General features: G+C 67.5%; 24 protein-coding genes. 9 read left to right on the plus strand and 15 right to left on the minus strand.

All coding sequences use genetic code 11. From position 1 onward, the window contains the following. Nucleotides 1-18: 18 nt before the first annotated feature. From ACSSV8_RS06305 to ACSSV8_RS06340, 8 genes are all read right to left on the minus strand, one after another. Nucleotides 19-1305 (minus strand): c-type cytochrome, encoded by a 1287-nt coding sequence (locus ACSSV8_RS06305; protein WP_454281878.1) that lies wholly within the window; start codon nt 1303-1305, stop codon nt 19-21. A 4-nt stretch (nt 1306-1309) separates the two neighbouring features. Then, on the minus strand, nt 1310-2518 hold the full coding sequence (locus ACSSV8_RS06310; protein ID WP_354538373.1) for a formate dehydrogenase subunit gamma: 1209 nt from the start codon (nt 2516-2518) through the stop codon (nt 1310-1312). Nucleotides 2519-2649: 131 nt separating this feature from the next. Next, a complete protein-coding gene (fdh3B, locus tag ACSSV8_RS06315) occupies nt 2650-3246 on the minus strand; it encodes a formate dehydrogenase FDH3 subunit beta (RefSeq protein ID WP_210878764.1) in 597 nt (198 codons plus the stop codon). 12 nt (nt 3247-3258) lie between these two features. Then, nucleotides 3259-6144 carry a formate dehydrogenase subunit alpha gene (locus ACSSV8_RS06320; protein ID WP_454281879.1) on the minus strand — a complete coding sequence of 962 codons (2886 nt, stop codon included), beginning with the start codon at nt 6142-6144 and terminating at the stop codon, nt 3259-3261. 105 nt (nt 6145-6249) lie between these two features. Beyond that, nucleotides 6250-6441: a twin-arginine translocation signal domain-containing protein gene (locus tag ACSSV8_RS06325; RefSeq protein WP_354538375.1), complete on the minus strand. Its 192-nt coding sequence runs from the start codon at nt 6439-6441 to the stop codon at nt 6250-6252. Further along, the gene (locus ACSSV8_RS06330; RefSeq protein ID WP_454281880.1) at nt 6438-7127 is read right to left on the minus strand and encodes a TorD/DmsD family molecular chaperone; all 690 of its coding nucleotides are present in this window, start codon (nt 7125-7127) and stop codon (nt 6438-6440) included. Before ACSSV8_RS06330 ends, ACSSV8_RS06325 begins: the two co-directional genes overlap by 4 nt. Then, a complete protein-coding gene (locus ACSSV8_RS06335) occupies nt 7124-7780 on the minus strand; it encodes a DUF3306 domain-containing protein (RefSeq protein ID WP_454281881.1) in 657 nt (218 codons plus the stop codon). The genes ACSSV8_RS06330 and ACSSV8_RS06335 overlap by 4 nt, the downstream gene beginning before the upstream one ends. Beyond that, nucleotides 7777-8358 carry a DUF3305 domain-containing protein gene (locus ACSSV8_RS06340; protein WP_454282003.1) on the minus strand — a complete coding sequence of 194 codons (582 nt, stop codon included), beginning with the start codon at nt 8356-8358 and terminating at the stop codon, nt 7777-7779. The genes ACSSV8_RS06335 and ACSSV8_RS06340 overlap by 4 nt, the downstream gene beginning before the upstream one ends. 372 nt (nt 8359-8730) lie before the next feature. Between ACSSV8_RS06340 and ACSSV8_RS06345 the strand changes: the two genes are divergently transcribed. Next, nucleotides 8731-10686 carry a 4Fe-4S binding protein gene (locus ACSSV8_RS06345; RefSeq protein ID WP_454281882.1) on the plus strand — a complete coding sequence of 652 codons (1956 nt, stop codon included), beginning with the start codon at nt 8731-8733 and terminating at the stop codon, nt 10684-10686. On the opposite strand, the gene ACSSV8_RS06350 is transcribed toward ACSSV8_RS06345, so the two are convergent. Continuing rightward, nucleotides 10680-11447, minus strand: coding sequence for a c-type cytochrome (locus ACSSV8_RS06350; protein WP_454281883.1), 768 nt, complete (start codon nt 11445-11447; stop codon nt 10680-10682). The two genes, ACSSV8_RS06345 and ACSSV8_RS06350, sit on opposite strands and share 7 nt — an antisense overlap. Before the next feature lie 63 nt (nt 11448-11510). On the opposite strand from ACSSV8_RS06350, the gene ACSSV8_RS06355 reads away from it, so the two are divergent. From ACSSV8_RS06355 to ACSSV8_RS06370, 4 genes are read left to right on the plus strand one after another with little or no spacing between them, the layout of a single operon-like run. Further along, the gene (locus ACSSV8_RS06355; RefSeq protein WP_354538381.1) at nt 11511-11705 is read left to right on the plus strand and encodes a DUF6494 family protein; all 195 of its coding nucleotides are present in this window, start codon (nt 11511-11513) and stop codon (nt 11703-11705) included. A 1-nt stretch (nt 11706) separates the two neighbouring features. Next, nucleotides 11707-12768 carry an iron-sulfur cluster carrier protein ApbC gene (gene apbC, locus ACSSV8_RS06360; RefSeq protein ID WP_454281884.1) on the plus strand — a complete coding sequence of 354 codons (1062 nt, stop codon included), beginning with the start codon at nt 11707-11709 and terminating at the stop codon, nt 12766-12768. Then, nucleotides 12765-13484: a DUF4444 domain-containing protein gene (locus tag ACSSV8_RS06365; RefSeq protein WP_454281885.1), complete on the plus strand. Its 720-nt coding sequence runs from the start codon at nt 12765-12767 to the stop codon at nt 13482-13484. Before apbC ends, ACSSV8_RS06365 begins: the two co-directional genes overlap by 4 nt. Next, nucleotides 13481-13960, plus strand: coding sequence for a DUF6505 family protein (locus ACSSV8_RS06370; RefSeq protein ID WP_454281886.1), 480 nt, complete (start codon nt 13481-13483; stop codon nt 13958-13960). The genes ACSSV8_RS06365 and ACSSV8_RS06370 overlap by 4 nt, the downstream gene beginning before the upstream one ends. A gap of 9 nt (nt 13961-13969) precedes the next feature. Here ACSSV8_RS06370 and tspO read toward each other — a convergent pair whose 3' ends face one another. From tspO to ACSSV8_RS06385, 3 genes are read right to left on the minus strand one after another with little or no spacing between them, the layout of a single operon-like run. Continuing rightward, a complete protein-coding gene (gene tspO, locus ACSSV8_RS06375) occupies nt 13970-14431 on the minus strand; it encodes a tryptophan-rich sensory protein TspO (RefSeq protein ID WP_454281887.1) in 462 nt (153 codons plus the stop codon). After that, complete coding sequence (gene crtB, locus ACSSV8_RS06380) at nt 14428-15477, minus strand: 15-cis-phytoene synthase (RefSeq protein ID WP_454281888.1); 1050 nt, start codon at nt 15475-15477, stop codon at nt 14428-14430. Before crtB ends, tspO begins: the two co-directional genes overlap by 4 nt. Continuing rightward, nucleotides 15474-17021 (minus strand): phytoene desaturase, encoded by a 1548-nt coding sequence (locus ACSSV8_RS06385; RefSeq protein WP_454281889.1) that lies wholly within the window; start codon nt 17019-17021, stop codon nt 15474-15476. The genes crtB and ACSSV8_RS06385 overlap by 4 nt, the downstream gene beginning before the upstream one ends. A 70-nt stretch (nt 17022-17091) precedes the next feature. Here ACSSV8_RS06385 and crtA point away from each other — a divergent pair, with 70 nt between their 5' ends. The 4 genes from crtA to bchO are packed head-to-tail and all read left to right on the plus strand — an operon-like array spanning nt 17092 to nt 21366. Next, entirely contained in the window at nt 17092-17841 is a 750-nt protein-coding gene (gene crtA, locus ACSSV8_RS06390; protein ID WP_454281890.1) for a spheroidene monooxygenase, read from the plus strand. Next, on the plus strand, nt 17838-18842 hold the full coding sequence (gene bchI, locus ACSSV8_RS06395; protein WP_454281891.1) for a magnesium chelatase ATPase subunit I: 1005 nt from the start codon (nt 17838-17840) through the stop codon (nt 18840-18842). Before crtA ends, bchI begins: the two co-directional genes overlap by 4 nt. Continuing rightward, complete coding sequence (locus ACSSV8_RS06400) at nt 18839-20503, plus strand: magnesium chelatase subunit D (RefSeq protein ID WP_454281892.1); 1665 nt, start codon at nt 18839-18841, stop codon at nt 20501-20503. The genes bchI and ACSSV8_RS06400 overlap by 4 nt, the downstream gene beginning before the upstream one ends. Nucleotides 20504-20505: 2 nt before the next feature. Continuing rightward, nucleotides 20506-21366, plus strand: a complete 861-nt coding sequence (gene bchO / locus ACSSV8_RS06405; RefSeq protein ID WP_454281893.1) for an alpha/beta fold hydrolase BchO — start codon at nt 20506-20508, stop codon at nt 21364-21366. 51 nt (nt 21367-21417) lie between these two features. Here bchO and ACSSV8_RS06410 read toward each other — a convergent pair whose 3' ends face one another. The 3 genes from ACSSV8_RS06410 to betA form a co-directional block, all read right to left on the minus strand. Beyond that, nucleotides 21418-21654, minus strand: coding sequence for a YdcH family protein (locus ACSSV8_RS06410; RefSeq protein WP_454281894.1), 237 nt, complete (start codon nt 21652-21654; stop codon nt 21418-21420). Between the two features lie 108 nt (nt 21655-21762). Beyond that, complete coding sequence (locus tag ACSSV8_RS06415) at nt 21763-22458, minus strand: thermonuclease family protein (RefSeq protein WP_454281895.1); 696 nt, start codon at nt 22456-22458, stop codon at nt 21763-21765. 54 nt (nt 22459-22512) lie between these two features. Beyond that, nucleotides 22513-24168, minus strand: coding sequence for a choline dehydrogenase (gene betA, locus ACSSV8_RS06420; protein WP_454281896.1), 1656 nt, complete (start codon nt 24166-24168; stop codon nt 22513-22515). Nucleotides 24169-24210: the final 42 nt, after the last annotated feature.

Below are 24210 nucleotides of genomic sequence, written 5' to 3' on the forward strand. Positions count from 1 at the left end.
TGTCGTGTCTCTCCTGTTTCATCGGGTGGCGCGGCGCAGATAGGCGATGAGGTCCTCACGGTCCTGCGCCCCGGTAATGCGTTGCATCGGCATCTTGGAGCCGGGGATGTAGTGGTCCGGACCCAGATCGAAGAGCGCGTCGATGCTCTGATCGTTCCAGACAATATCGGAATTGGCAAGGATGGGCGAGTAGGGATAATCCGGCACCGTCCCCGCCGCGCGCCCGAAAAGGCCGTGAAGGCTCGGCCCCGCCTTGCGCGAGGGCGGCGGCGTGAGCGCGTGGCAGATCGAGCATTTGCGCATGAATTGCCGCTCGCCATTCTCCATCTCCTCGGGCGGACGCAGGAAGCTGTGCTCGGCCTCGCCCGCCGGGTCGAAACCGTCGAGCAGCGCCACGGGCCAGCCATAGACCACCTCCGGCAGCCCGCCGGCATAGAGCATCGCCCCGTCGGGCGAGAACGCCAGCGCCCAGACCGGCCCCCGCTCCATGGCCTTGAAATCACGGGTGATGGTCCATGCGCGCGTGTCGATCACCATGATATAGCCATGCCCGTCCCCGGCGGCGAGTTGGCCCGACCCCTCGTGATGCACCAGCGCCAGCACGGGCCGCCGGTCGAGCGTGAAATCGGCGATCTCGGCCCCGGTCTCGGGGTTGACCACCCGCGTTGCGCCATCGACCGCGCCGAAAGCGATCCACGCATCCCCCGGCCCCACGACCAGTTCGTTGATGCCAAAGCCCTGATCGACAAGCACGCGGGAAACCGCCTCGTCCTCTTGCCAGGGCCACACCCGCAACGTGCCATCGGCGGAGGTGGAAAAGAGCCGCGTCCCGTCGCGGGCAAACCCCACATCTGTCACCGGGGCGTCATGGCCCTTGAGAAAGCGCGGCGCACCGCCCTGCGCGGGCCACAGACCGATCGAGCCATCCCAGCTTGCCGAGGCGATCCACGCCCCGTCAGGCGAGACGGCAACCGAGGCCACCTTGCCCTGATGCCCCTCGAGCCGCGTTGCCGCGCCGCTTTCGCGGTCCCAGAGGAGCACGTCGAAATCGTCGCCGCCCGAGACGAACCGGCCCTCGTCCAGAGGTGCCACCGCGACCGCCGCCGCCGCGTGCCCCTCGAACCAGCGCGGCACGCGCCCCTGCCAAAGACCCACGGAATTGTCGAAGCTGGCCGAGATCACCGCCCCGCCCGGCAGCATGGCCAGCCCCATCACAGGCCCGCCATGCCCCTTGAGCGTGGTGAAGTCCTGCGCCGCGGCCGGGACCGCGGCCAGACACCAGAGCACCGCAATCCATCCGCGCATGATTTCACTCGGCGGGATGCGCGGCCTTGCCGTGATCCGGCGCATGGCCCTTTTGCTGCAATTCCTCGAGCCAGAGCCCGTGATGCTCGCGCGCCCATTGTTCCTCGACCTCGCCCGAACCCATGGCGTCATAGGCCCCCTCCATGCCGACCGAGCCGATATAGATATGGGCGAGGATGATGGCGATAAGGATGAAGGCCACGATCGTATGCCAGAGCGTCGCAAGTTGCATTTCCTCATGCGGCGCAAGCATCTCTGGCAGGGGTCCAAGGCCCACGATCTGCGGCAGGCCCATGTTGTTGAGGATGACGAAGGTCTTGGCGAACATCGGCAACTCGAACGGGAAGAGCAGCGACAGGCCCGAGGCCGAAATCGACGCGCCGAAAAGGATCACCGACCAGAAGATCATCTTTTGACCCGCGTTGAATTTCCTCGCCGGCGGATGCACGCCCTTGGTGAATATCCCTCCGCCCACGGCCAGCCATTTGAGGTCGGTCCGGTTGGGGATGTTGTGCATCACCCACAAGAAGAACACCATCACGAGGCCGAGCATGAAGGCCCAGGATATATTGTTGTGGACCCATTTGGAGCCGACCGCGATGGTCGAGAAGGCTTCGTGTCCCAAGAGCGGGATGATCGCCATGCGCCCGAACAGCACCAGAAGCCCGGTGATCGCCAGCACCACGAAAGAGCCCGCCATCAGCCAATGGGCAAACCGCTCCACCGCCTGAAAGCGGGTGACGGTGCGCCCGGTCTTTTCGCCATCGATGCGGATCTTGCCTCGAACGAGGTAGAAAAGCGCCAGCAGTGCCAGCGTCCCACCGAGCAGATAGGCGCCATAGGTGGCAAGCGGCCCCTTGCGGAATTCGAGCCATTTCATGCCGCCATCCTGGATCAGCACGCGCGCCTCCGGGCCGCCTGCCGACACTTTCACATCCTCGAGCCCATAGCGCAGCGCGCGCCAGACCTCTGCATCGGACGCGCCGCCAAGCGTGCCCAACTGCCCGGCCATACCGGCCGCATCGTCGCCGCCGGTGGCGTTGCGACGAAACGAATCGTCGATCTTTTCGCCGCGCTGACGGGCAAGGATGTCGTCGAGCGTCTGGGCACCACCGGTGGCCGAGCGATCAGGCCCGGACGCCTCCGGTCGGTCCTGCGCCATGGCAGGAAGCGCGAGCAGGAAACACAAGGCCAGGCTGAGAATTGCGCGCATGATGTCCTCGATCCAGATCAGGTAGACCCGATTTCTTCAAAAGAAATCGGATCGGAAACATTTGAAGTTTCCGATTTCCATCGCGCCGATGCCGACGGTCTTGGCGACCTCCGGCATCGGCTAGGGGGCGATCAGCCGCCGCTTTGCTGTCCGTAGGCAGAACCCCAGCCCCAGGCGCCCGAGCCGAAGCCACGGGCCACGACGCGCTCGCGGTAGATGGCCGAGACCACATCGCCGTCACCGGCCAGAAGCGCCTTGGTCGAGCACATCTCGGCGCAGATGGGCAGCTTGCCCTCGGCGATCCGGTTGCGCCCATACTTCTGGAACTCGGCCTGGCTGTGATTCTCCTCGGGGCCGCCCTTGCAGAAGGTGCATTTGTCCATCTTGCCGCGCGACCCGAAATTGCCCGCCTGCGGGAATTGCGGCGCGCCGAACGGGCACGCGTAGAAGCAATAGCCGCAGCCGATGCACAGGTCCTTGGAGTGGAGCACCACGCCTTCCTCGTCCTGGTAGAAGCAATCCACCGGACAGACGGCCATGCAGGGCGCATCCGAGCAGTGCATGCAGGCCACCGAGATCGAGCGTTCACCCGGCTTGCCGTCGTTGATCGTCACCACCTTGCGGCGGTTGATCCCCCACGGCACCTCGTGCTCGTTCTTGCAGGCGGTGACGCAGGCGTTGCATTCGATGCAGCGTTCGGCGTCGCATAGAAACTTTGCTCTTGCCATGTCTCTTTCTCCTTACGCTGGCATGATCTTGCAGAGAGTGGCCTTGGTCTCCTGCATCTGGGTCACGCTGTCATAGCCATAGGTCTGGGCGGTGTTGGTCGATTCGCCCAGCACATAGGGATCGGCCCCGGCGGGATATTTGTCGCGCAGGTCCTTGCCCTCGAAATGGCCGCCAAAGTGGAAGGGCATGAAAACCACACCCGGCGCGACCCGTTCCGTGACCATCGCCATGACCTTGACCTTGGCACCTTCGGCACCCTCGACCCAGACCTGTGCGCCATCCCGCACACCAAGGTTGTTGGCGTCGCGCGGGTTGACTTCGACGAACATGTCCTGCTGCAGCTCGGCGAGCCACGGGTTGGACCGCGTCTCGTCGCCGCCGCCCTCGTATTCGACCAGACGGCCGGAGGTGAGGATGATCGGATACTCTTTCGAGAAGTCGTTCTGCTGGATCGAGGCATACATGGTCGGCAGGCGCCAGAACTTGCGGTCCTCGTAGGTCGGGTAATCCGCCACCAGGTCACGACGGTTCGTATAGAGCGGTTCGCGATGCAGCGGCACCGGGTCGGGGAAGTTCCAGACCACCGTGCGCGCCTTGGCATTGCCGAAGGGGGCGCATTCGTGCTTGATCGCCACCCGCTGGATCCCGCCCGAAAGGTCGGTCTTCCAGTTGGCTGCCGGGCCGCCCACGGCGTCTATTGCCGCGCGTTCCGCCTCGGTCAGCTCGGCATCCCAGCCCAGATCCATCAGCATCTGCATGGTGAATTCCGGGTATCCGTCCTGGATATCGGAATTCGCCGAGTAGACACCTTCGGCCAGCAGGTTGTCGCCGTCACGCTCCACGCCAAAGCGGGCGCGGAAGGTAAGACCGCCCTCGGAGACCGGTTTGGACATGTCATAAAGCACATGCGTGCCGGGATGGTTCATCTCCGGCGTGCCCCAGCAGGGCCATGGCAGACCGTAGGTGTCGCCATCGGCCGGGCCACCCACCGCGCGCAACGTGGTCTTGTCGAACGTGTGCTGGTTGGCCATGTGAAGCTTGAGCCGTTCGGGGCTCTGGCCGGTATAGCCGATGGTCCACATGCCGCGGTTGAACTCGCGGGTCACGTCCTCGATGTTCGGCTCGCCGTTCTCCTCGATGGCAATGTTGCGGAACATCCGGTCATGGAAGCCGAATTTCTCGGCAAAGAGCGCGATGATCTCGTGATCCACCTTGGACTCGAACAAGGGTTCCATCACCTTGTCGCGCCATTGCAGCGACCGGTTCGAGGCGGTGACGGAACCGCGCGTCTCGAATTGCGTCGTCGCAGGCAGCAGATAAACGCCATCGGTGCGGTCGTTCATGACGGCGGACACCGTCGGGAACGGATCGACCACGACCAGCATGTCCAGCTTTTCCATCGCGGTCTTCATTTCCTTGCCGCGTGTCTGGCTGTTGGGCGCATGACCCCAGAGCACCATGGCCCGCACATTGTTGGGCTGGTCCATGTTCTCCTTGTCCTCAAGCACGCCGTCGATCCAGCGCGACACGGGGATACCCGTGAGGTTCATCATCTTCGTGTCGCCATAGGCCGCGTCGTCGAACCGGGCCGTGAGCCAGTCCAGATCCTCTTCCCAGACGCGCGCCCAATGGGCCCAGGCCCCTGCCGACAGACCGTAATAGCCCGGCAGCGTGTCGGCCAGAACGCCAAGATCGGTCGCCCCCTGCACGTTGTCATGGCCGCGGAAGATGTTGGTGCCGCCGCCTTCCACACCCATGTTGCCAAGGGCCAATTGCAGGATGCAATAGGCGCGGGTGTTGTTGTTGCCGTTGGTGTGCTGGGTTCCGCCCATGCACCAGATCAGGGTGCCGGGCCGGTTGTTGGCCAGCGTCCGCGCCACCCGGCGAAGCTGCGATCCGGGCGCACCGGTCACGCGCTCGACCTCTTCGGGCGTCCACTTCTTCACTTCGTCCTTGATCTGATCCATCCCCCAGACACGGGTGCGGATGAACTCCTTGTCCTCCCAGCCGTTCTCGAAGATGTGCCACAGGATGCCCCAGATCAGCGCCACGTCCGAGCCCGGACGGAAGCGGACAAATTCATCGGCATGGGCCGCCGTGCGGGTGAAGCGCGGATCGCACACGATGAGCGGCGCGTTGTTCTCTTCCTTGGCCTTCAGGACGTGCAGCAAGCTGACGGGATGCGCCTCGGCGGGGTTGCCACCGATGATGAAGATCGCCTTGGAATTATGGATGTCGTTGTAGCTGTTGGTCATGGCGCCGTAGCCCCATGTGTTGGCCACGCCCGCCACGGTGGTGGAGTGACAGATCCGCGCCTGATGGTCCACGTTGTTCGTGCCCCAATAGGCCGCGAACTTTCGGAAAAGGTAGGACTGTTCGTTATTGTGCTTGGCCGAGCCGAGCCAGTAGACGGAATCCGGGCCGCTTTCCTCGCGGATCTTCATCATGCCGTCGCCGATCTCGTTGATCGCCTGTTCCCAGCTGATGCGCTTCCACTCGCCGCCCTCTTTCTTCATCGGATACTTGAGGCGGCGCTCGCCATGGGCGTGCTCGCGGACCGCGGCGCCCTTGGCGCAATGCGAGCCGAGGTTGAACGGGCTGTCCCAGCCGGGTTCCTGCCCCGTCCAGACGCCGTTCTGCACCTCGGCGATGACGGTGCAGCCGACCGAGCAATGCGTGCAGACGGATTTCACGGTCTTGACCGCCTCGTTTGCCGCGCTCTGCGCGTTCGCACGGGTGACGGTGCCCCCCATGGCCCCCATCGCGGCAAGGCCACCGATCGCCAGACCACTGCCGCGCAGGAACGCACGACGGTCAACGGACCGGCCACCGATGTCGGACAGGATACTTGTCCGCTGGGGGCGTCGCGCAACCCCGTTGGTCTTTTTCCTAAGCATGTTTCTCTCTCCTCCCTTGGCCGCTCAAAGGCCGGGCATTATGACGAACCACAGACGGTCGGGCATCACGCAACCGGTCGCCAGCGGGTATGACCTCGTCCGGGTTCAGAACCGGGCGCTGTCGAAATAGGCGCGCGTGTGCGCGGTGTCCTGCATCCGGTCGGATGCAAGGTCAGGCTCGGCGGCCTCGGCACTCTGGCCGGAGACGGCCACGGCCACGGCGGCCATGGGCGCACCGGTCGCGGCGAGCCGAAGGAAATCGCGGCGGCTGCTGCCGTCCTCGGGTTTCCTGGTCATGGGGTCCTCCCCTCCTCTGGTTGTGGCGGCCTCGCACCGCCGGTTGTTGCGTGGCCGGAGGCCCCGCTCATCCGAAAGCCCTCGGTCTCGATTTCCATGAATACCCGGCCGACCGCGCCGACCGAGGCATAGAGAACCGACGACTGAGCCGCCTCCAAATCCGTGAAAAAATGCCCCGCCCATGGGGCAATATGCTTGCCGAAAAAGGTTTTCTGATCGTCGAGGCTGGCCGGAGTGCCGAAACGGCCCCGGATCAGGCCCGCCATCATCTCCAGCAGAGAGGCGATATTGTCCTCCGGCTCATAGACATTGTCTGCCCTCCGCATCCCGCGCGCGGCCATGTCTCGGCGCAGCGCCGCCAGAGGCTTTTCGTTGAGAAAACCGGTCAGATAATAACTCGCATAGGGCAAAAGCTCGCCCCGCCCGAGGCCGATGAAGAGCGCGTTGAACTCGCGCTCCACGGCGCGCGGCGTGCTCACCGAGGCGACGCGCGCAAGCGCGCTGATGGCCTGCCCCATATCGGTCTCGTCGCCGGTGAGGGCGGCGCTCTTGCCCAAGAGCCCGGCATCGGCGGGCCGCGCCAGAAGGGCGGCCAGAAAATCGTAGAGATCGGCGCGCAGACGGTCCTCCTCGGCAATCGCGGGCGCGGCGGTCTGCTGGTCCATGAGGCTCTCCTGATTGGTCATGCCGTGGCTCCGGCGCTGTGGTCAAAGGCAAACCGCATCCGGCGGCGTGCCGACAGGGGGGGCTCCTCAGCCATTTCGGGGGCCTCGTCAGGGGCCTCGTCTGCGGGCGTTTCCCCGGAGGGCGGCGCATCGACGGCTTCCAGATCGGTCTCGGTCTCGGTCATGGCCACCGGCACAGGCGCTTCGCCTGCCTCTTCCACAGGCGCTTCGCCTGCCTCTTCGCGCGCGGCGTCTGTCACTTCGGCCTCGGCCTGCCGCGCCATCTCCTCGACATGGGCAAGCATCCCCTTGCCCACCTGATAGGTGGTTTTCATGTCCGCCACCACCATCGCGCTGTCGGTGTAATCGTCGGCGTAATCGACCAGCCCGTCGAGATTGGCCAGCGTCGGATTGCTGGTCCAGAGCCGCCGCAGCGCGCGGCGGCGCAACCGATCGGGGACCGTCTTGGCCATGAAGGCGCGGAAATCATCGCCAAGGCCGAGCGTGTCGGGATCGGGCAGGCCCAGTTCCTCGCACAGGTCCTCGTCGGTTTTCTCGGCCAGCGCCGCGTCGCGCGCGACCAGTTCCGCCGCCTCTGCGGCGCGCTGTTCGGCCTGCGTCTCCGCCTCGACGCGCGCCTTGCGGCGCGACCAGAAATCGCCCTGCCGGCTCATTGGAGGCGCACCTTGCGGGCGCGCGCCGGGGCGCGGTAGACATCCGCCACCTGCGGGATGCGCGCATCGCCAATGCCGTCCTGCGACTCGCCGAGGTCCACGCGGTCGCGCTGACGCTTCTTGAACACTTCTGCGGAATGATGCGCGGCGACGAAATCGCGGATCAACGCCGCCAACCCCTCGGGCATGGGCACCTTCTCCATGATTTCCTCGCTCGCGTCGCAATATTCCTGCGCCTCGAAGGGCGAGGCGGTCACAAGCGTGATCTCGTAGGGCATTTCGTCCGCGCCACGGGGCGCGGGCCGCATGAGGACATAGACCGAAGGCACCTGCGCATTCAGCCCCTCAATATAGGCCTCGGTCTGGGTGTGATGCAGATCGAGCATGACGGTCGCGGCGTGATACTCCACCACCTCGCCCTCGCGGCGCAGTTCGCGCCACGCCGCCGGCCCCGCGCCGGGCAGAACCGCAACCGGACGCCAGCACCAGGCCTGCCAGCGCGTCACGCCGGGCGTCTTGCGCACGACAACCCCGATGGGCAGCAGAACCTGCTTGTCGGGTTGCTTGTCACTCGGCATGTCTTTCACGGCTGGCTTTTTCCCCTTGCTGGCCTTGGGCAGAGATTGGTTCAGATTCCTGACCACGCAAAGTCATTTCTGTGTGCAATGGTCGACACGGCCCGATTGACGGACATTTTGAACCATCTCACCCGACGCGCCGGCCCCTTCCGGACAAATTGACCGCGAACGCCTCGGGATGCTGCGCCGCAGCACTCCAAATACCTGAAAACAAACAGAATCAATCAGGCTCTTGCGGGACGCCGCCCCGCCCCCGATCCCGCGCAACCGCGTTTCGAAATCCGGTTTACGGGCGCTGACAATTGTGTCTAAGGTTCGGCGCAAGCAACCCGAGCCGCGCCCTTCCCGATACCGAAACAACCCGAGGGAACCATGCCCAAGCAGCTGATTTTATGTGATTGTTCCGGCTCACAGAGCCTTGACGCCAAGGCCCTCTCGGAAGCCACCGGCCTGACGTGCTCGCGGATGCATTCGGCGCTCTGCACCACCGAGGCTGGGTCTGCGGCCAAGGCGATCGAAGCGGGCGAGGCAATTATATGCTGCGCGCAGGAGCAACGGACATTCGAGGAAATCGCGGCCGATCTGGGGGTGGATGCCCCCGCCTTTCTCGACCTGCGCGACCGGGCCGGATGGTCGGACGACCCGGCCCCCAAACTGCCCAAACTGTCCGCGCTCGTGGCCGAGGCGACGCTGGCCTCGCGCCCCGACAAGACCCTCGACGTGATCTCCGAGGGGCTTTGCCTCATTATCGGAACAGCCGACACGGCCCTTCCGGCGGCAGAGAAACTCAGCCCCATTCTCGGCGTTACTGTCCTTCTGACCGATGAGACAGTCCCGCCCGACACCCGTGATTTCGACACGATCCGCGGCCGCATCGTGCAGGCGACGGGCGCGCTCGGCGGCTTTGCGCTGGAAATCGACGCGCTGCAGGAGGTCAATCCGGGCGGGCGCGGCGCGCTGTCATGGACGGCGCCGCGCGACGGCGGACAGACGGGGTGCGATATCATCCTTGATCTGTCGGGCCGCACGCCGCTCTTTCCCGCGCCCGAAAAGCGCGAGGGCTATCTGCGCGCCGACCCGGGCAGTATCGGGGCGGTGGCGGATGCCGTGCTTGCGGCCTCGCACCTCGTCGGCACCTTCGAGAAACCGCTTTACGTGGCGCTCGAGCCGCTGCTGTGCGCGCACTCCCGCGCCGGGCAGACCGGGTGCAGCAAATGCCTTGATATCTGCCCCACGGGCGCGATCACGCCTGCGGGCGATCATGTCAGCATCGACCCGATGATCTGCGCGGGCTGCGGCGCTTGTGCCGCGCGCTGCCCCTCCGGCGCGATCAGCTATGACGCGCCGCCGCCCGACATGATCTTTCGCCGCATCCAGACGCTGGCCTCGGCCTATCGCCGCGCGGGCGGGGCCGCGCCGCGCCTTCTGGTGCACGATGCAGGCTTCGGGGCCGAGATGATCCGGCTGGCGGCGCGCCACGGGCGCGGCCTGCCCGCCGATGTGATCCCGCTGGAGGTGTCGGCGCTGGCGGGTTTCGGCCATGCGGAAATCCTCGCCGCGCTTGCCTCGGGCTTTGCGGATGTCTCGGTGCTCCTGTCGCCCACCACGGAACGCGACGCGCCCGATCAGGAACTTCCGCTGGCAGGGGCGCTGGCGGGCGGGCACCCGGTGCGCCTTCTGGACCTCGACGACCCGGATGCGCTCTGCGATGCGCTTTACAACCAGAGCCCGCCGCCGCCCCTCTCCGAGCCGGTGCTGCCCATGGGCAGCCGCCGTCAGGTCGCGCGGCTGGCCGCGCGCGCGCTCAATCCGGGGACCGAGGTGCTCGACCTGCCCGCCACCGCCCCCTATGGCGCGGTGCTGGTCAATACCGATGCCTGCACGCTCTGCCTCTCCTGCGTCTCGCTCTGCCCCTCGGGCGCGCTGATGGATAACGAGGACAAGCCGCAATTGCGCTTTCAGGAGGATGCCTGCCTGCAATGCGGGATCTGCGCCACGATCTGCCCCGAAAAGGCGATCACGCTCGTGCCGCGCATGAACCTTGGCGACAGCGCACTGACACAGGTCGTGCTCAACGAGGAAGAGCCCTTTGCCTGCGTCGAATGCGGCGTGCTCTTCGGGTCGAAATCGACGATTGAAAAGATCACCGAGAAACTCGCCGGCAAACACGCGCTTTTCGCCACGTCAGAGGCCGCGCGCATGATCCAGATGTGCGAAAACTGCCGCATCAACGCGCAGTTCAATGCCGCCGACAACCCCTTTGCCATGGGCGAGCGTCCGCGCGTGCGCACGACCGAGGATTACCTGAGCAAGCGCAAGGATCACTGAACTTGAATCGGCGCGCCCAGATCGGCGGGGGCAAGTCCCGCGACATAGGCAAGGATCGCCTCGATCTCGTCGGGAGTGACCTCTATGGGCACGATGGCGGGCGGCAGATGTGTGGCGAAGGGGGCGGTGACGCCGGTGATCTGGGTAAAGGCCGGGTGCGGCTTGAGGGCATAAAAGCTCTGGAACCGCGCCTCCCAATCGCTGAGCGTCCGCAGCACCGGAAAGGACGGGGTGGAGCCGATGCCACCGCGCCCCTCGGGTGCGATGACATGACAGCGCCCGCACTGCGCCTGCGCCACGCGCTGACCCTCGGCCGCATCGCCGTCGTGGACCGGGCCGGTCTCCGGGGTGTCTTCGGTCTCGGGCAGGGTGAAGGGGGCCACGCCCGCGACCTCAAAGCCGATGACCGTGCGCTGCCCGATCTCGGAACCGAGCCAGTCGGCAAAGCGCGCGGCGCCGGGATGATCGCCCATCAGGCGCAACCGCCACGTCGCGCCCTTCCCGACAAAAACCGCGCGGCCCCGTTCCGGCCCGAGCGCCGCCTCGGCCTCGTCCTTCTCGGGCACGATCTCGATGCGCACCCCGGTCTTGAGCGAGAAGCGCGGCAGGATATATCCCATAAGCCCGCTGTATTGCAGTGCCTCGGGGGCGGCCAGACGAAAGCGTTTGTCTTCGGCCTGCGCCCCCCCCGGCCAGAGCGCCAGAAGGACAAGCGCAAGCCACTGGCATATCCGGGCAGGAGTTGGGATAAGGCGATCCATGCCCAAGGTTAGAAACAGCCCCGCCGCTGCGTCAAGCACGGGTTACACGAAAGGGAGAAAGTGATGAGCGACGATTTCAACATGTCGATGCGCAAGTTCCTCAAGCAGGTGGGCGTCACCTCGCAGCAGGCCATCGAAGAGGGGTTGCGCGCCAAGGGGGCGAGCGCGGGCCAGGAATTCAAGGCCAGGGTGGTGCTGACCGTCGAGGGGCTCGACATCGAACACACCGTGACCGGCACGATCAAGGGGCAGGACTGACGTGGCCACGACACGCGAAAGCGTCCTCGAGGCGCTGAAATCCATCACCGACCCGGTCAGCGGCAGCGATATCGTCTCGGCGGGGATCGTGCGCGCGCTCAATGTCGAGGGCGAGAGTGTGCGCTTCGTGCTCGAGATCGACCCGGCAAAGGCCGAAACCTATGGCCCGGTGCGCGACGCGGCCGAGGCGGCGGCACGGGCGGCGGGGGCAAGCACCGTCTCGGCGGTGCTGACGGCGCATTCGGCCAAGGCCCCGCCCGACCTAAAGCCCGCCCGCAAGGCCGAGCCCAAGGGGCCGCAACAGGTGCCCGGCGTGGACCGGATCATCGCCATCGCAAGCGGCAAGGGCGGCGTGGGCAAGTCAACGGTTTCGTCGAACCTTGCCTGTGCGCTGGCCGCCGAAGGCCGCCGCGTGGGGCTTCTGGATGCAGATGTCTACGGGCCGTCACAGCCCCGGATGCTGGGCGTCTCGGGCCGGCCTGCCAGCCCCGACGGCAAGACCATCCTGCCCCTGCGCAATCACGGCGTCACGATGATGTCCATCGGCCTCATGGTGAACGAGGGTCAGGCCGTGGTCTGGCGCGGCCCGATGCTGATGGGGGCGTTGCAACAGATGCTGATGCAGGTGCAATGGGGCGCGCTTGACGTGTTGATCGTGGACCTGCCGCCGGGCACCGGCGATGTGCAGATGACATTGGCGCAAAAGGCCCATGTCGATGGCGCGATCGTGGTCTCCACCCCGCAGGACGTGGCCCTTCTGGATGCGCGCAAGGGGATCGACATGTTCCAGCAACTCAAGGTGCCGGTGCTGGGGCTGATCGAAAACATGAGCACGCATATCTGTTCCAATTGCGGGCATGAGGAACACATCTTCGGCCATGGCGGCGTCAAGGCCGAGGCCGAGAAGCTGGGGGTGCCGCTCTTGGCGGAAATCCCGCTGCATCTCGATATCCGCCTCGCCTCGGACGGCGGCGCGCCCATCGTGGTGAGCAAGCCCGAGAGCGCGCAGGCGCAGGCGTTCCGGCACATCGCGCGCGGCCTCATCGAAAAAGGGCTGGCATGACCGGCACCGCGACCGGACCCAGTTTTCCGCCGCTCCTCTCGGGGCGGGCGCTGACCGGTCCGGTCGAGCCCTTCGACGAGGCGCGCGCCTTGGCAGAACTTGGCTGCGATGCGGGGGTGGTGGTGCACAACATAAACGCCGACCGCCTTGCCGCCGCGCTTGTCCTTGCGCCCGAGGTGCCGCTTGCCCGCGCCATCGCCATGCTGCCCACCTGTGGCGTGGGGTTCCAGAACGCGCTCGGGGCCCTCGCCCCGCCCGAAGTGGCGGTGCATCTCGACTGGGCGGGGGGCATCCGCGTCAACGGCGCGCAGTGCGGACGCCTGCGCGTGGCGGCGGACACGACCGATCCCGCCGCGATCCCCGACTGGATGGTGATCGGGCTCGAGGTGCCGCTTTTGCTGCTCAGCGAGCAACCCGGCGCAACCCCCGAACGGACCGCCCTTTACGAGGAAGGGTGCGCCGAGGTGGGGGCGGACGCGCTGCTGGAGGCCTGGGCGCGCCACAGCCTTGTCTGGATCAACCGCTGGGAGGACGAGGGCACGCGCGCGCTCCATTCCGAGTGGAAAGGTCTGGCCTGGGGCATGGGCAAGCAGGTCGCCCAGGGCGATCTGACCGGCACATGGCTCGGCGTGGACGAGGATTTCGGGATGCTTCTGCGCGATGCTGACACCACCCATCTCATCCCCCTTACCACCGTTCTGGAGACCAGCCGATGAAACTCGCCCGTGCGATCCACTTCGACGAAAGCGACATGCGCGTTTTTCACAGCCCGGCGCGCACCGGGGAATGGTGCCTCTCGGGCGGGTTCGAATTCTCCAACTGGACCGAGGCGGACCTGACCGGCAAATCCCGGCAGGCCTTCGCCAACGGATGGCTGGGGCTGGAGACCTTCGGCCGCGTCACTTTTGTCGCCGTCACGCAGGTGGAGCCGGGCGAGGCAGAGGCGCTGACGCAGGCGCTGGCCGCGCATTTCGTGGATTTTTACGGTGCGCCCGATCTGGCCGCGGCCCTGCCCGTTGCGCGCGACGAGATCGCGCAGATGGCCGAGCTATGCGAGGATCACGCGCCCAACACGTTGCTGACCGTGCTGCGCGAGCTGACAGATGCCGGCGTGCGCGAAAGCTTCAGCGCCATCGAGCCGCAGGACGCCGAGCTTGATCTTGTGGCCGTGCACGGCGCGCTTGACGAGTAAGCCGCAGGCTCAGCCCGCGTCCTGCGGGTTGAGCCGGATCACCGCGAGATTGAGCGCGCCCGCCACGCTGACCCAGACGAGGTAGGGCACGAACAAAAGCCCGGCCCACATATCCACCTGCCACAGCGCCACCAGCGTCGCCGCCACCGAGAGCCACAGCGCCCCCAGCACCACGAGACCGAGCCGCATCCGCCGCAGCCCGAAAAACACCGGTGTCCACAACCCGTTGAACGCGATCTGCAAGGCCCAGAGCGCCATGGCAAGGCTGTTGCCCTCGCTCACCGCCGCCCGCGCCCCGGCCGCCGCGATACAGACGTAAAGCGTGGTCCAGGCCACCGGAAAGAGCCAGTCGGGCGGCGTCCAGCGGGGCTTGTTCAGGCGCGCATACCAGTCGCCGGGCGGAAACAGCCCTCCGGTCGATCCGGCGGCGAAGCAGGCGGTCAGGAAAATGGCGAAGAGGACATATATCATTCCGCTGCCATAGCGGGTGACGCGTCGCGAAGCAACGCGTCACGACGCGCAGCATCGCGCGCCTTCAGCCCCGCCAGCGTGGCATGGAGCGTATCGGACCAGTCGCGCGAGGGCACCGCATCCGCCGCCGCCGCCTCGACCAGAAAGGTGATTTCCGGCAAGGGCCGCGCATAATAGAGCGCCGATTGCGGCATCACCAGACTGCCGCCGGCCCGCAGCCCCGCCAGCATCAGCCAGCCCAGTTTCTGCCGCCCGCTGGTATGCGCGCGCGCCCGAATCGGATCATGTCCGCCCCGCCGCAGCGCGCCGCCGATCCCGGCATAGATCAGCCGCGCGGCATAAATGCCGGGGCGGCAATCGAGGGGAAGTGCGGCAATCCCCGCCTCGGCGCGCAGGTATAGCCCGTCCGCCTCGCGCAGGAGCCGCGCCACCAGCCTGCCCAGTTCCGGCGACATCGCAGGCGCATGAAGGAACCGCGCGGGATCGAGCCGCGCCTCGCTCATCCAGTCGAGCGGCAGGTAAAGCCGCCCCTCGCGCGCATCCTCGCCCACATCGCGCGCAATGTTGGTCAGTTGCATCGCCACGCCCAGATCGCAGGCCCGCGCCAGCGCCTCGCGCCGCCGTTCGCGCATGAGCACGCACATCATCGCGCCAACCGCCGCCGCCACCCGCGCCGAATAGGCCCGAAGGCCCGACAGATCCTCGTAGCGCCGCCCTTCGGCATCCCAGGCCAGCCCTTCAAGCAGCGCCTCGGGCAGGGCGCGCGGCATGTCGAATTCCTCGATCACGGCGGCAAAGGCCCGGTCGGCGGGCGCATTGCGCGGCCGACCAAGGTAGGCCAGGTCAAGCCGCTCATGCAGGCGCAGCACCGCCGCCGCCTTCTCCTGCTGCAAATCCACCGCGTCGTCGGCCAGCCGGCAGAAGGCATAAAGCGCCAGCGCCGGATCGCGCAGCCGCCGGGGCAAAAGCTTTGACGCCGCATGAAACGAGCGCGAGCCGTGTTTGATCGCCGCCACGCAATGCGCCATGTCGTCTGGATGGATCATCGCACCCCCACCGGATCGGGCACCAGTTGCGCCAGCACCTCCGCGCTTGCAATCACCCCCGGCAGCCCCGCGCCGGGATGCGTGCCCGCGCCGACAAGAAAGAGGCCGCGCGCCTCCTCGCTCACGTTATGGGGCCGGAACCAGGCGCTTTGCAGGATGCGCGGCTCGATCGAGAAGCCCGACCCGTGCGGGCTGAGATAGCGGTCGCGGAAGGTCTCGGGCGTGAACACCTCGGACGGGCCAAGATGCGCGCCAAGACCCGGCAGTAACTGATCCTCCAGCACCGCCTGCACCTTCGCGCGGTAAGGCTCGGCCATGGCCTGCCAGTCGACCAGGTCAGCATGGCCAAGGTGCGGCACCGGGCTCAGCGCATAGAATGTGTCATCCCCCTCGGGCGCGACCGAAGGATCGGTCACCGAGGGGCGATGCACATAAAGGCTCATGTCCTCCGCCAGTCGCCCCTTGAGGAAAATGTCGCGCACTAGGCCCTTGTAGCGCGGCCCGTTGAGGATCGTGTGATGGCCCGCATCGGGCCACATGCCCGCCGTTCCCTTGGTCCCGAAATACCACACGAAAAGCCCCATCGACCAGCGCGAGCGCCGCAGCCGCGCGGGCGTCCAGCGCCGCCTCGGATGGTTGCGCATCAGATGGTCATAGGTATGGCCCGCATCGGCATTGGACACCACGATATCGGCATGGACCACCTCGCCACCCGTCAGCCGCAGCCCGACCGCGCGGCCGTCGCGCATCACGATCTCATCGACCTCGGCGCCTTGCCGCACAAGCCCGCCCTGCCCGGCCACGACCCGCGCCATCGCCTCTGCTATCGCCGCCACACCCCCCATGGCGTAATGCACGCCGAATTCCTTTTCCAGGTGGCTGACCAGCGCATACATCGAGGTGACATGAAACGGATCGCCCCCGATAAAGAGCGGATGAAACGACAGCGCCATGCGCAGCCGCTCATCCTTTACCCGCCGCGCGGCATGGGCCGCGACCGAGCGATCGGCACGCAGCCAGGCGAATTTCGGCAGCACCTTGATCAGGTCCACCAGCCGGTGCATCGACCGCCGCCCCAGATCCTCGAACCCGAACCAGTAACGCGCCTCGCTGTCGCGGACGAACTTGTCATAGCCCGCCAGATCGCCGGGCGAGAGCCGCGCCACCTCGGCGCGCGTTCCTGCCGGGTCGCGGCGCGCGGCAAAGCGGCTGCCATCGGGCCAGCGAATCTCGTAGAACGGATCCAGCGCGCGCAGGTCCACATCGGCGTCGAAATCGCGCCCGCAAGCGGCCCAGAGATCGCGCAGCCCCTGCGGCACGGTGACGATGGTCGGGCCAAGGTCAAAACGGTGCCCGTCGCGCATCAGGCTCGATCCGCGCCCGCCGGGGCTGTCCAGGCGGTCAAAGACCGTCACGCGGTAACCCTTGGCCCCCAGCCGCATCGCCGCCGCCAGACCGCCCAGCCCCGCGCCTATGACTGCCGCATGGGGCGCGACCGGTTGGGCCGTATCGGGGGTGAGGGCGGGATCAAGGCGTGTCAACATGACCCGAGCCTACACCTGTCAACTCAAGTTGACAATCTGTCATTACCGGCGTTTCATTGCCCCGTGATCCATGGCAGGTTACACCAAGGCCCAACACGCGAGGAGCCGCGCCATTCAGACCGTCAGCCTCAGCTTCTTTCGATTCGCTCCCGGCGCGGCGCGGCTCTGGGCCTTTTCCATGATGGGGCTGGCGAGGCGCAGCCTTGCCGCCACCCCCGGCATCGGCTTCTGGAAGCTGTGCGGCTCGGGCACCGGCGAGGGGTTCACGCCCCGGCCCAATCTGGGCGTCTACGCCATTCTCGCCACATGGGACCGACGCGACACCGCCGAGACACAGACGCAGGACAGCCCCGCCTTCGCGCGCTACCACGCCCGCGCCGCCGAATGCTGGACGGTGTTCCTCTCCCCGGTCTCGGCGCGCGGCACCTGGTCCGGGCAGGAGCCTTTCACGGCCTCGCCGGCCCCCCTGACCGGCCCCATCGCCGCCCTCACCCGCGCCACGTTGCGCCCGCGCGCGGCGCTGCGCTTCTGGGACCGGGTGCCGGGGATCAGCGCCGCCATCGGTTCCGACCCGAATGTGACCTTCAAGATCGGCATCGGCGAGGTGCCGCTCTTGCATCAGGTGACCTTTTCCATCTGGCCCTCCACCGCCGCCATGGCGCAATTCGCCCGCGCCGACGGCCCACATGCCCGCGCCATCCGCGCCGTGCGCGACGGCAACTGGTTTTCCGAAGAGCTTTACGCCCGCTTCGCCCTCACCGGCACGCGCGGCACCTGGCTCGGCACCAACCCACTCGACTATCTGAAAGAAACTGCATGACCCCTGCCTTTCCCTTCTCCGCCATCGTCGGTCAGAACGACATGAAACGCGCCATGATCCTGACCGCGATCGACCCCGGCCTTGGCGGCGTGCTTGTCTTCGGCGACCGGGGCACGGGCAAATCCACCGCCGTGCGCGCGCTCGCCGCCCTCCTGCCGCCCATCCGTCAGGTCGCGGCCTGCCCGGTCAATTCCGAACGCCCCGAGGAGTGCCCCGACTGGGCGGGTGTCACCGACCCCACGCTGGCCGAACGCCCCACCCCGGTGATCGACCTTCCCTTGGGCGTGACCGAGGACCGCGTCACCGGTGCGCTCGACATCGAGCGGGCGCTGACGCGCGGCGAAAAGGCGTTCGAGCCGGGGCTGCTCGCGCGGGCCAATCGTGGCTATCTCTACGTGGACGAGGTCAACCTGCTGGAGGATCACATCGTCGATCTGCTGCTCGATGTGGCGCAAAGCGGCGTCAATATCGTCGAGCGCGAGGGCCTCTCGATCCGCCATGCGGCGCGCTTCGTGCTGGTGGGCTCGGGCAATCCAGAAGAGGGCGAGTTGCGGCCGCAGCTTCTGGACCGCTTTGGCCTGTCGGTCGAGGTGCGCTCGCCGTCGGATATCGAGGAGCGGGTCGAGGTGATCCGCCGTCGCAACGCTTTCGAGACCGACACGGATGCCTTCATGACCCATTGGGACGCCGAGGATGCCAGCCTGCGCGCGGCCATCCTCGCCGCCCGCGCCCGCCTGCCGCAGACCGCCACGCCCGACGCCACGCTCACCGATTGCGCGCGGCTCAGCGTGGCGCTTGGCACCGACGGGCTGCGCGGCGAGTTGACCCTTCTGCGCGCGGCCCGCGCGCAGGCGGCCTTTGAGGGCGCGCCCGAAACCGGGCCTGCGCATCTGCGCGCCGTGGCACCGCTCGCGCTCAGCCACCGCCTGCGCCGCGACCCGCTCGACGAGGCCGGCTCGGCGGCCCGCGTCGCGCGCGCCGTGGCCGAGGTTCTGGGGTGACGCGCGGCGCGGATCCGGGCCGCGCGCTTGCCGCGCTGGCCGTCGATCCCGCAGGGCTTGGCGGTCTGGTGCTGCGTGCGCGCCCCGGCCCCGCCCGCGACGCGGTCGAGGCCGCGCTTGCGCGCCTGCCGGGGCCGTCGCGCCGACTGCATCCCGCCACGCCGGACGAGGCGCTTTTCGGCGGTCTCGACCTCACCGCGTCGCTCGGTGCGGGCCGCGCGATCCGCACGACGGGCCTCGCCACGACGCCGCAGCGCCTGATCCTGCCCATGGCCGAGCGCACGCCCCCCGGCCTTGCCGCACGGCTCGCGCAGATCCTCGATCTGGGGCTTGGCCATTGCCTCATCGCGTTCGACGAGGGGGCCGAGCCGGAAGAGGCCGCCCCACCCGCGCTGGCCGACCGGCTCGCCTTTCACATCGACCTCACCGAGGCCCGCGCCGAGGCGGTGGCCCTGCCCGCGCCTGTCGATCTCGACGCCGCGCGCACGCGCCTTGCGCACATCACCCTGCCCGAGGGGGCCATCGCCACCCTCACCGTGCTCGCCGCGCGTTTCGGCATCGACAGCCTGCGCGCGCCGCATCTCGCGCTGCGGGCCGCGCGCGCGCTGGCCGCGCTCGACGGCGCGAAAATCGCCACCGACGACCATATCCGCGAGGCGGCGGAATTCGTTTACCCCTCTCGCGCGACGCAGGTCCCCGCGCCCGAGGCCCCGCCCGATGAGAGCGACACGCCCGAACCTGAGCAACCCGAGGCGGGCGGAGAGGAGAGCACCGCCCTGCCCGAGGAAATCCTCGTCGCGGCCATCGCCGCGCGCCTGCCCGCGGGCCTCCTTGACCCCAACCGCGGCACCGGCCCCCGCCGCGCCCCCAGCCCCGGCAGCGGCGCGGGGGCCCGCCAGAAGGGCGCGCGGCGCGGCCGTCCCCTGCCCGCCCGCGCAGGCCGCCCCGACGGGCGCGCGCGCATCGACGCGGTGGCCACGCTGCGCGCCGCCGCCCCCTGGCAGGCGTTGCGCCGCGCCCATGCGCCTGACCCGGCCAGGAACCTTCACCTGCGCCCCGACGACCTGCGCTTTCGCCGCTTTGAGTCGCGCCGCGACCGGCTCCTGATCTTTGTCGTGGACGCCTCCGGCTCGGCGGCCGTGGCGCGGCTGGCCGAGGCCAAGGGCGCGGTCGAACTGCTTCTGGCGGAGGCCTATGCCCGCCGCGACCAGGTCGCGCTCATCGCCTTTCGCGGGGCGGGGGCCGAGGCGCTCTTGCCGCCCACCCGCGCGCTGGTTCAGGCCAAGCGGCGGCTCGCGGCGCTGCCCGGCGGCGGCGGCACGCCGCTGGCGGGGGGGCTTCTCGCAGCCGGAGAGATGGCCGCGCAGGCGCGCCGCCACGGGCTGAGCCCGCTTCTGGCGCTGCTCACCGACGGGCGCGCCAATCTCGCGCTTGATGGCACGGCGGGGCGCGCCACGGCGATGGAGGATGCCCGCCGCGTCGCCCGCAGCCTCGCCGCCACCGCCCTGCCCGCGCTGGTGATCGACACCTCCGCCCGCCCCGGCCCCGAGGCGGTCGAGGTGGCGCAAAGCCTCGGCGCGCGCTACCTTGCGCTGCCGCGCGCCGATGCCCGCCGCCTCAGCGCCGCCATCGGCACCGCGCGCGACGATCTGGCAACCTGAGCATGGACTGGTCGCGCGATCTGCCCGGCTGGCCGCTCAGCCACCTGTCGCGCCGCGTGGCGTCGCGCCCGCATCGCTGGCATGTGCAGGAGGCAGGGACCGGTCCGACGCTGCTGATGCTGCACGGGGCCGGGGCCTCGACCCACAGCTTTCGCGCCCTCATTCCGGTGCTGGCCGAGGATCACCACGTTGTCGCGCTCGACCTGCCCGGCCACGGCTTTACCACGCTCGGCACGCGCGCACGCTCGGGCCTGCCCGCCATGGCCGAGGATATCGCCGTGCTCTGCCGCTCGGAGGGCTGGCAGCCCCATGCCATCATCGGCCATTCCGCCGGGGCGGCCATCGCGCTGCAAATGGCGCGGGTGTCTCAGCCCCCCCCGCCCCGCATCATCGGGCTGAACGCGGCTCTCAACCGGTTCGAGGGGGTGGCGGGCTGGCTCTTTCCGGTTCTGGCCAAATTCCTTGCACTCAATCCCCTGACATCACTGGCTTTTTCGGCGGGTGGCAACCGCATGGCCCGCGCGCGGCGGCTCATTGAGAGCACCGGCTCGCATCTCGACGAGGCGGGCCTTGCACTTTACGCTCGCCTGATCGGCGACCGCACCCATGTCGAGGGGGCCTTGCAGATGATGGCGCAATGGGATGTGGCGGGGCTTGACGCGGCGCTACCGGGGATCGCCACGCCCTGCCTGCTGATCACCGGAGAGAACGACCGCGCCGTGCCCCCCGACGTATCTGACCGCGCCTCCGCGCGCCTTCCCGATGCTCGTCACCGGACGCTTGCGGGTCTCGGGCACCTCGCCCATGAAGAATCCCCCGCAGCGATCCTGGAGCTTATCCGCCCGTTCTGCGCCGAGCGCTGAAGAGCCGCGCGGAGCGGCAGACGTGAACGACCAGCCTGCCCAAGGACCAGGTCAGGCGCTCAGCAGGTGATAAAGTTCGTCCTTGAGACGCGCGCGCGTCTTGCGCAACTCCATCTCGGCAAGGTCATCCATCGGCTCGACCAGCGATTCGGCACGATGCACCTGGCGATTGACCTCGTGATACTCCTCCGCAATACGGGCAAAATGGCTGTCCGTCTGTTTCAATTCGCTGATTTTCTCTGCGAATTGCGGGAATTCCTCGTGCAGTTCATGCGGCGTGTGCGACATCGAGCGTCTCCTTTGATGGCTTCCCGGCAAGCCTATGCGCCCGTGCGCCGCAGCGCCTTGACGCGGATCAAACCAGGCGATCCTGGCAGGGACCGGTGCCGGGCAAGATCAGCGCCGCGCCCGCCGCCAGCCCGCCGCGCGCGCCTCGACCTCGGAGCAGAACCAGCGTTCGCCCTGATCGGGGCGGATGGTGGTGCGGGCGTAATCGGCCTGACCCGGCATGTGATAGATGCGGGCACCGCCCGACCGGCTGATATTGCCCTTGATGGTGCAGCCGGGGTCAGCGGCTTGCGACCGGCCCGATGCGCCGCCCGCCTGCTCGGCACGCACGGCGCGGCGATGATCCTCGGGGCGGGCAAAGCGATGCGCATGGAGGCCACGCCCTGCGACAACCGCGCCCTTTTCGTCAAGGTCATAGGCCATCGAATACCGGCGAAAGGCGAGCGCCAGCCCTTCGCTCACAAGCATCTGTCCCACATCCTGCCCCGCCAGCGCACAACGCGCGACGGTCCGGCCATACCGATCCTGCGTCACCGTCTCACATGTCACCTCGCGCTGTCCGATCCGGGCGCGCACCTGATCGGCGGCCCAGGTGCCACAATCCCACTGCACCCCGTCGCCATTGGTGCAGGTCTGCCCGATCTCGGGCGCGTCGACCCCGTGCAGCCGCACGCGCACCGTGCCCAGATCCGTGCCGACATCGAACGTGTCGCCGTCGATCACGCGCACGACCCCGCCAAAGCCCTGCGCGATCCCTGCGACAGGCATCACCATAAGAACGATAAGTGAACAAATCCTTAACATGCCCCCTTATGCCGGGGACAAGCCGCTCAACGCAATCAAAACGTTAACAGAAGGTTAACGCTGCCGGGTTTGCCAGTCGGGATGCAGCCACGGTTCGGCATTTTCCGGCGGCAGGGACCGGCCCAGCACCGCATCGGCGATCTTTTCGCCCGCCATGATCGAAGGCGCGTTGAGATTGCCGTTGGTGATGCGGGGAAAAATGCTCGAATCAGCCACGCGCAAGCCGTCCACCCCGATCACCCGGCCTTTGGGGTCGACCACCGCCAAGGGATCATCCGCGCGCCCCATCTTGCAGGTGCCACAGGGGTGATAGGCGCTCTCGGCATGGTCGCGGATGAACTCATCGAGCGCGTCGTCGCTCTGCACCGCCGCGCCGGGCTGGATCTCATGCTTGGCGTAGGGCGCAAAGGCGTCCTGCGCGAAAATCTCGCGCGTCAGCCGGATAGAGCGGCGGAAATCGACCCAGTCGCTCTCTTCGCTCATGTAGTTGAAGCGGATCACCGGATCGGCGGCGGGATCCTTGCTGCGCAAGGTCACCGCGCCCCGCGACAAGCTGCGCATCGGCCCGACATGGGCCTGAAAGCCGTGCCCTTCGGCGGCGGCGCGGCCGTCATAGCGCACGGCAATGGGCAGGAAATGGAACTGGATATCGGGGTAATCGACGCCCGCGTTTGACCGGATGAAACCGCAGCTTTCAAACTGGTTGCTGGCCCCCGGCCCGCGCTTGCCCAGGAGCCAGCGCAAGCCCACCCAGCCCTTGCCGAAGAGGTTCCAGTATTTGTAGAGGCTGACTGGCTGGCTGGCGGCCATCTGGATATAAAGCTCCAGATGATCCTGAAGGTTCTGCCCCACGCCGGGGCGGTCGGCCCGCACCTCGATGCCATGTTCGGCCAGATGCGCCGCCGGGCCAATCCCGGACAGCATCAGAAGCTTGGGAGAGTTGATCGACGACGCGGCAAGGATCACCTCGGCGCGGGCGCGCACGACCTCGGTCTGCCCGCCGCGCAGCACCTCGACGCCGGTCGCGCGGCCCTCCTCGATGACCACCCGTTGCACCAGCCCGCGCAGCAGCTCGCAATTCGGGCGTTTGAGTGCGGGGCGCAGATAGGCATTGGCCGCCGACCAGCGCCGGCCCTTGTGGACCGTCATCTCGAACGGGCTGAACCCCTCCTGCTTTTCGCCGTTGTAATCATCTGTGCGGTGATAGCCCGCCTGCACCCCCGCCGCGATGAACGCCCGCGTGAGCGGATTGGCCATCGCGCCCCGCGTGACATGGAGCGGGCCATCCTTGCCGCGCCAGTCGGCATCGCCGCCATGGCCGCCGTCGTCCCAGGCCTCCATGCGCTTGAAATACGGCAGCACATCCGCATAGCCCCAGCCGTCGCAGCCCTGATCGCGCCAGTGGTCATAGTCGCGCGCGTGGCCGCGCACATAGACCATGCCGTTGATCGACGACGACCCGCCGATCACCTTGCCGCGCGGACAGGCCAGACGGCGCCCGCCCAGATGCGGCTCGGGCTCGGTGCGGTAGCCCCAGTCATAGCGGCGCATGTTCATCGGATAGCTCAGCGCACCGGGCATCTGGATGAAGGGGCCCGCATCGGTGCCGCCATGTTCGATCACCAGCACGGATTTGCCCGCCTCCGAAAGGCGATAGGCCATGGCGCAGCCCGCGCTTCCGGCACCCACGATGACGTAATCGGCCTCCATCAGTGGCCCCGCCCGTGGCCGATGTCGTGAATTGGATATTTA

The sequence above is a fragment of the Roseovarius sp. MBR-79 genome, from assembly GCF_053628555.1.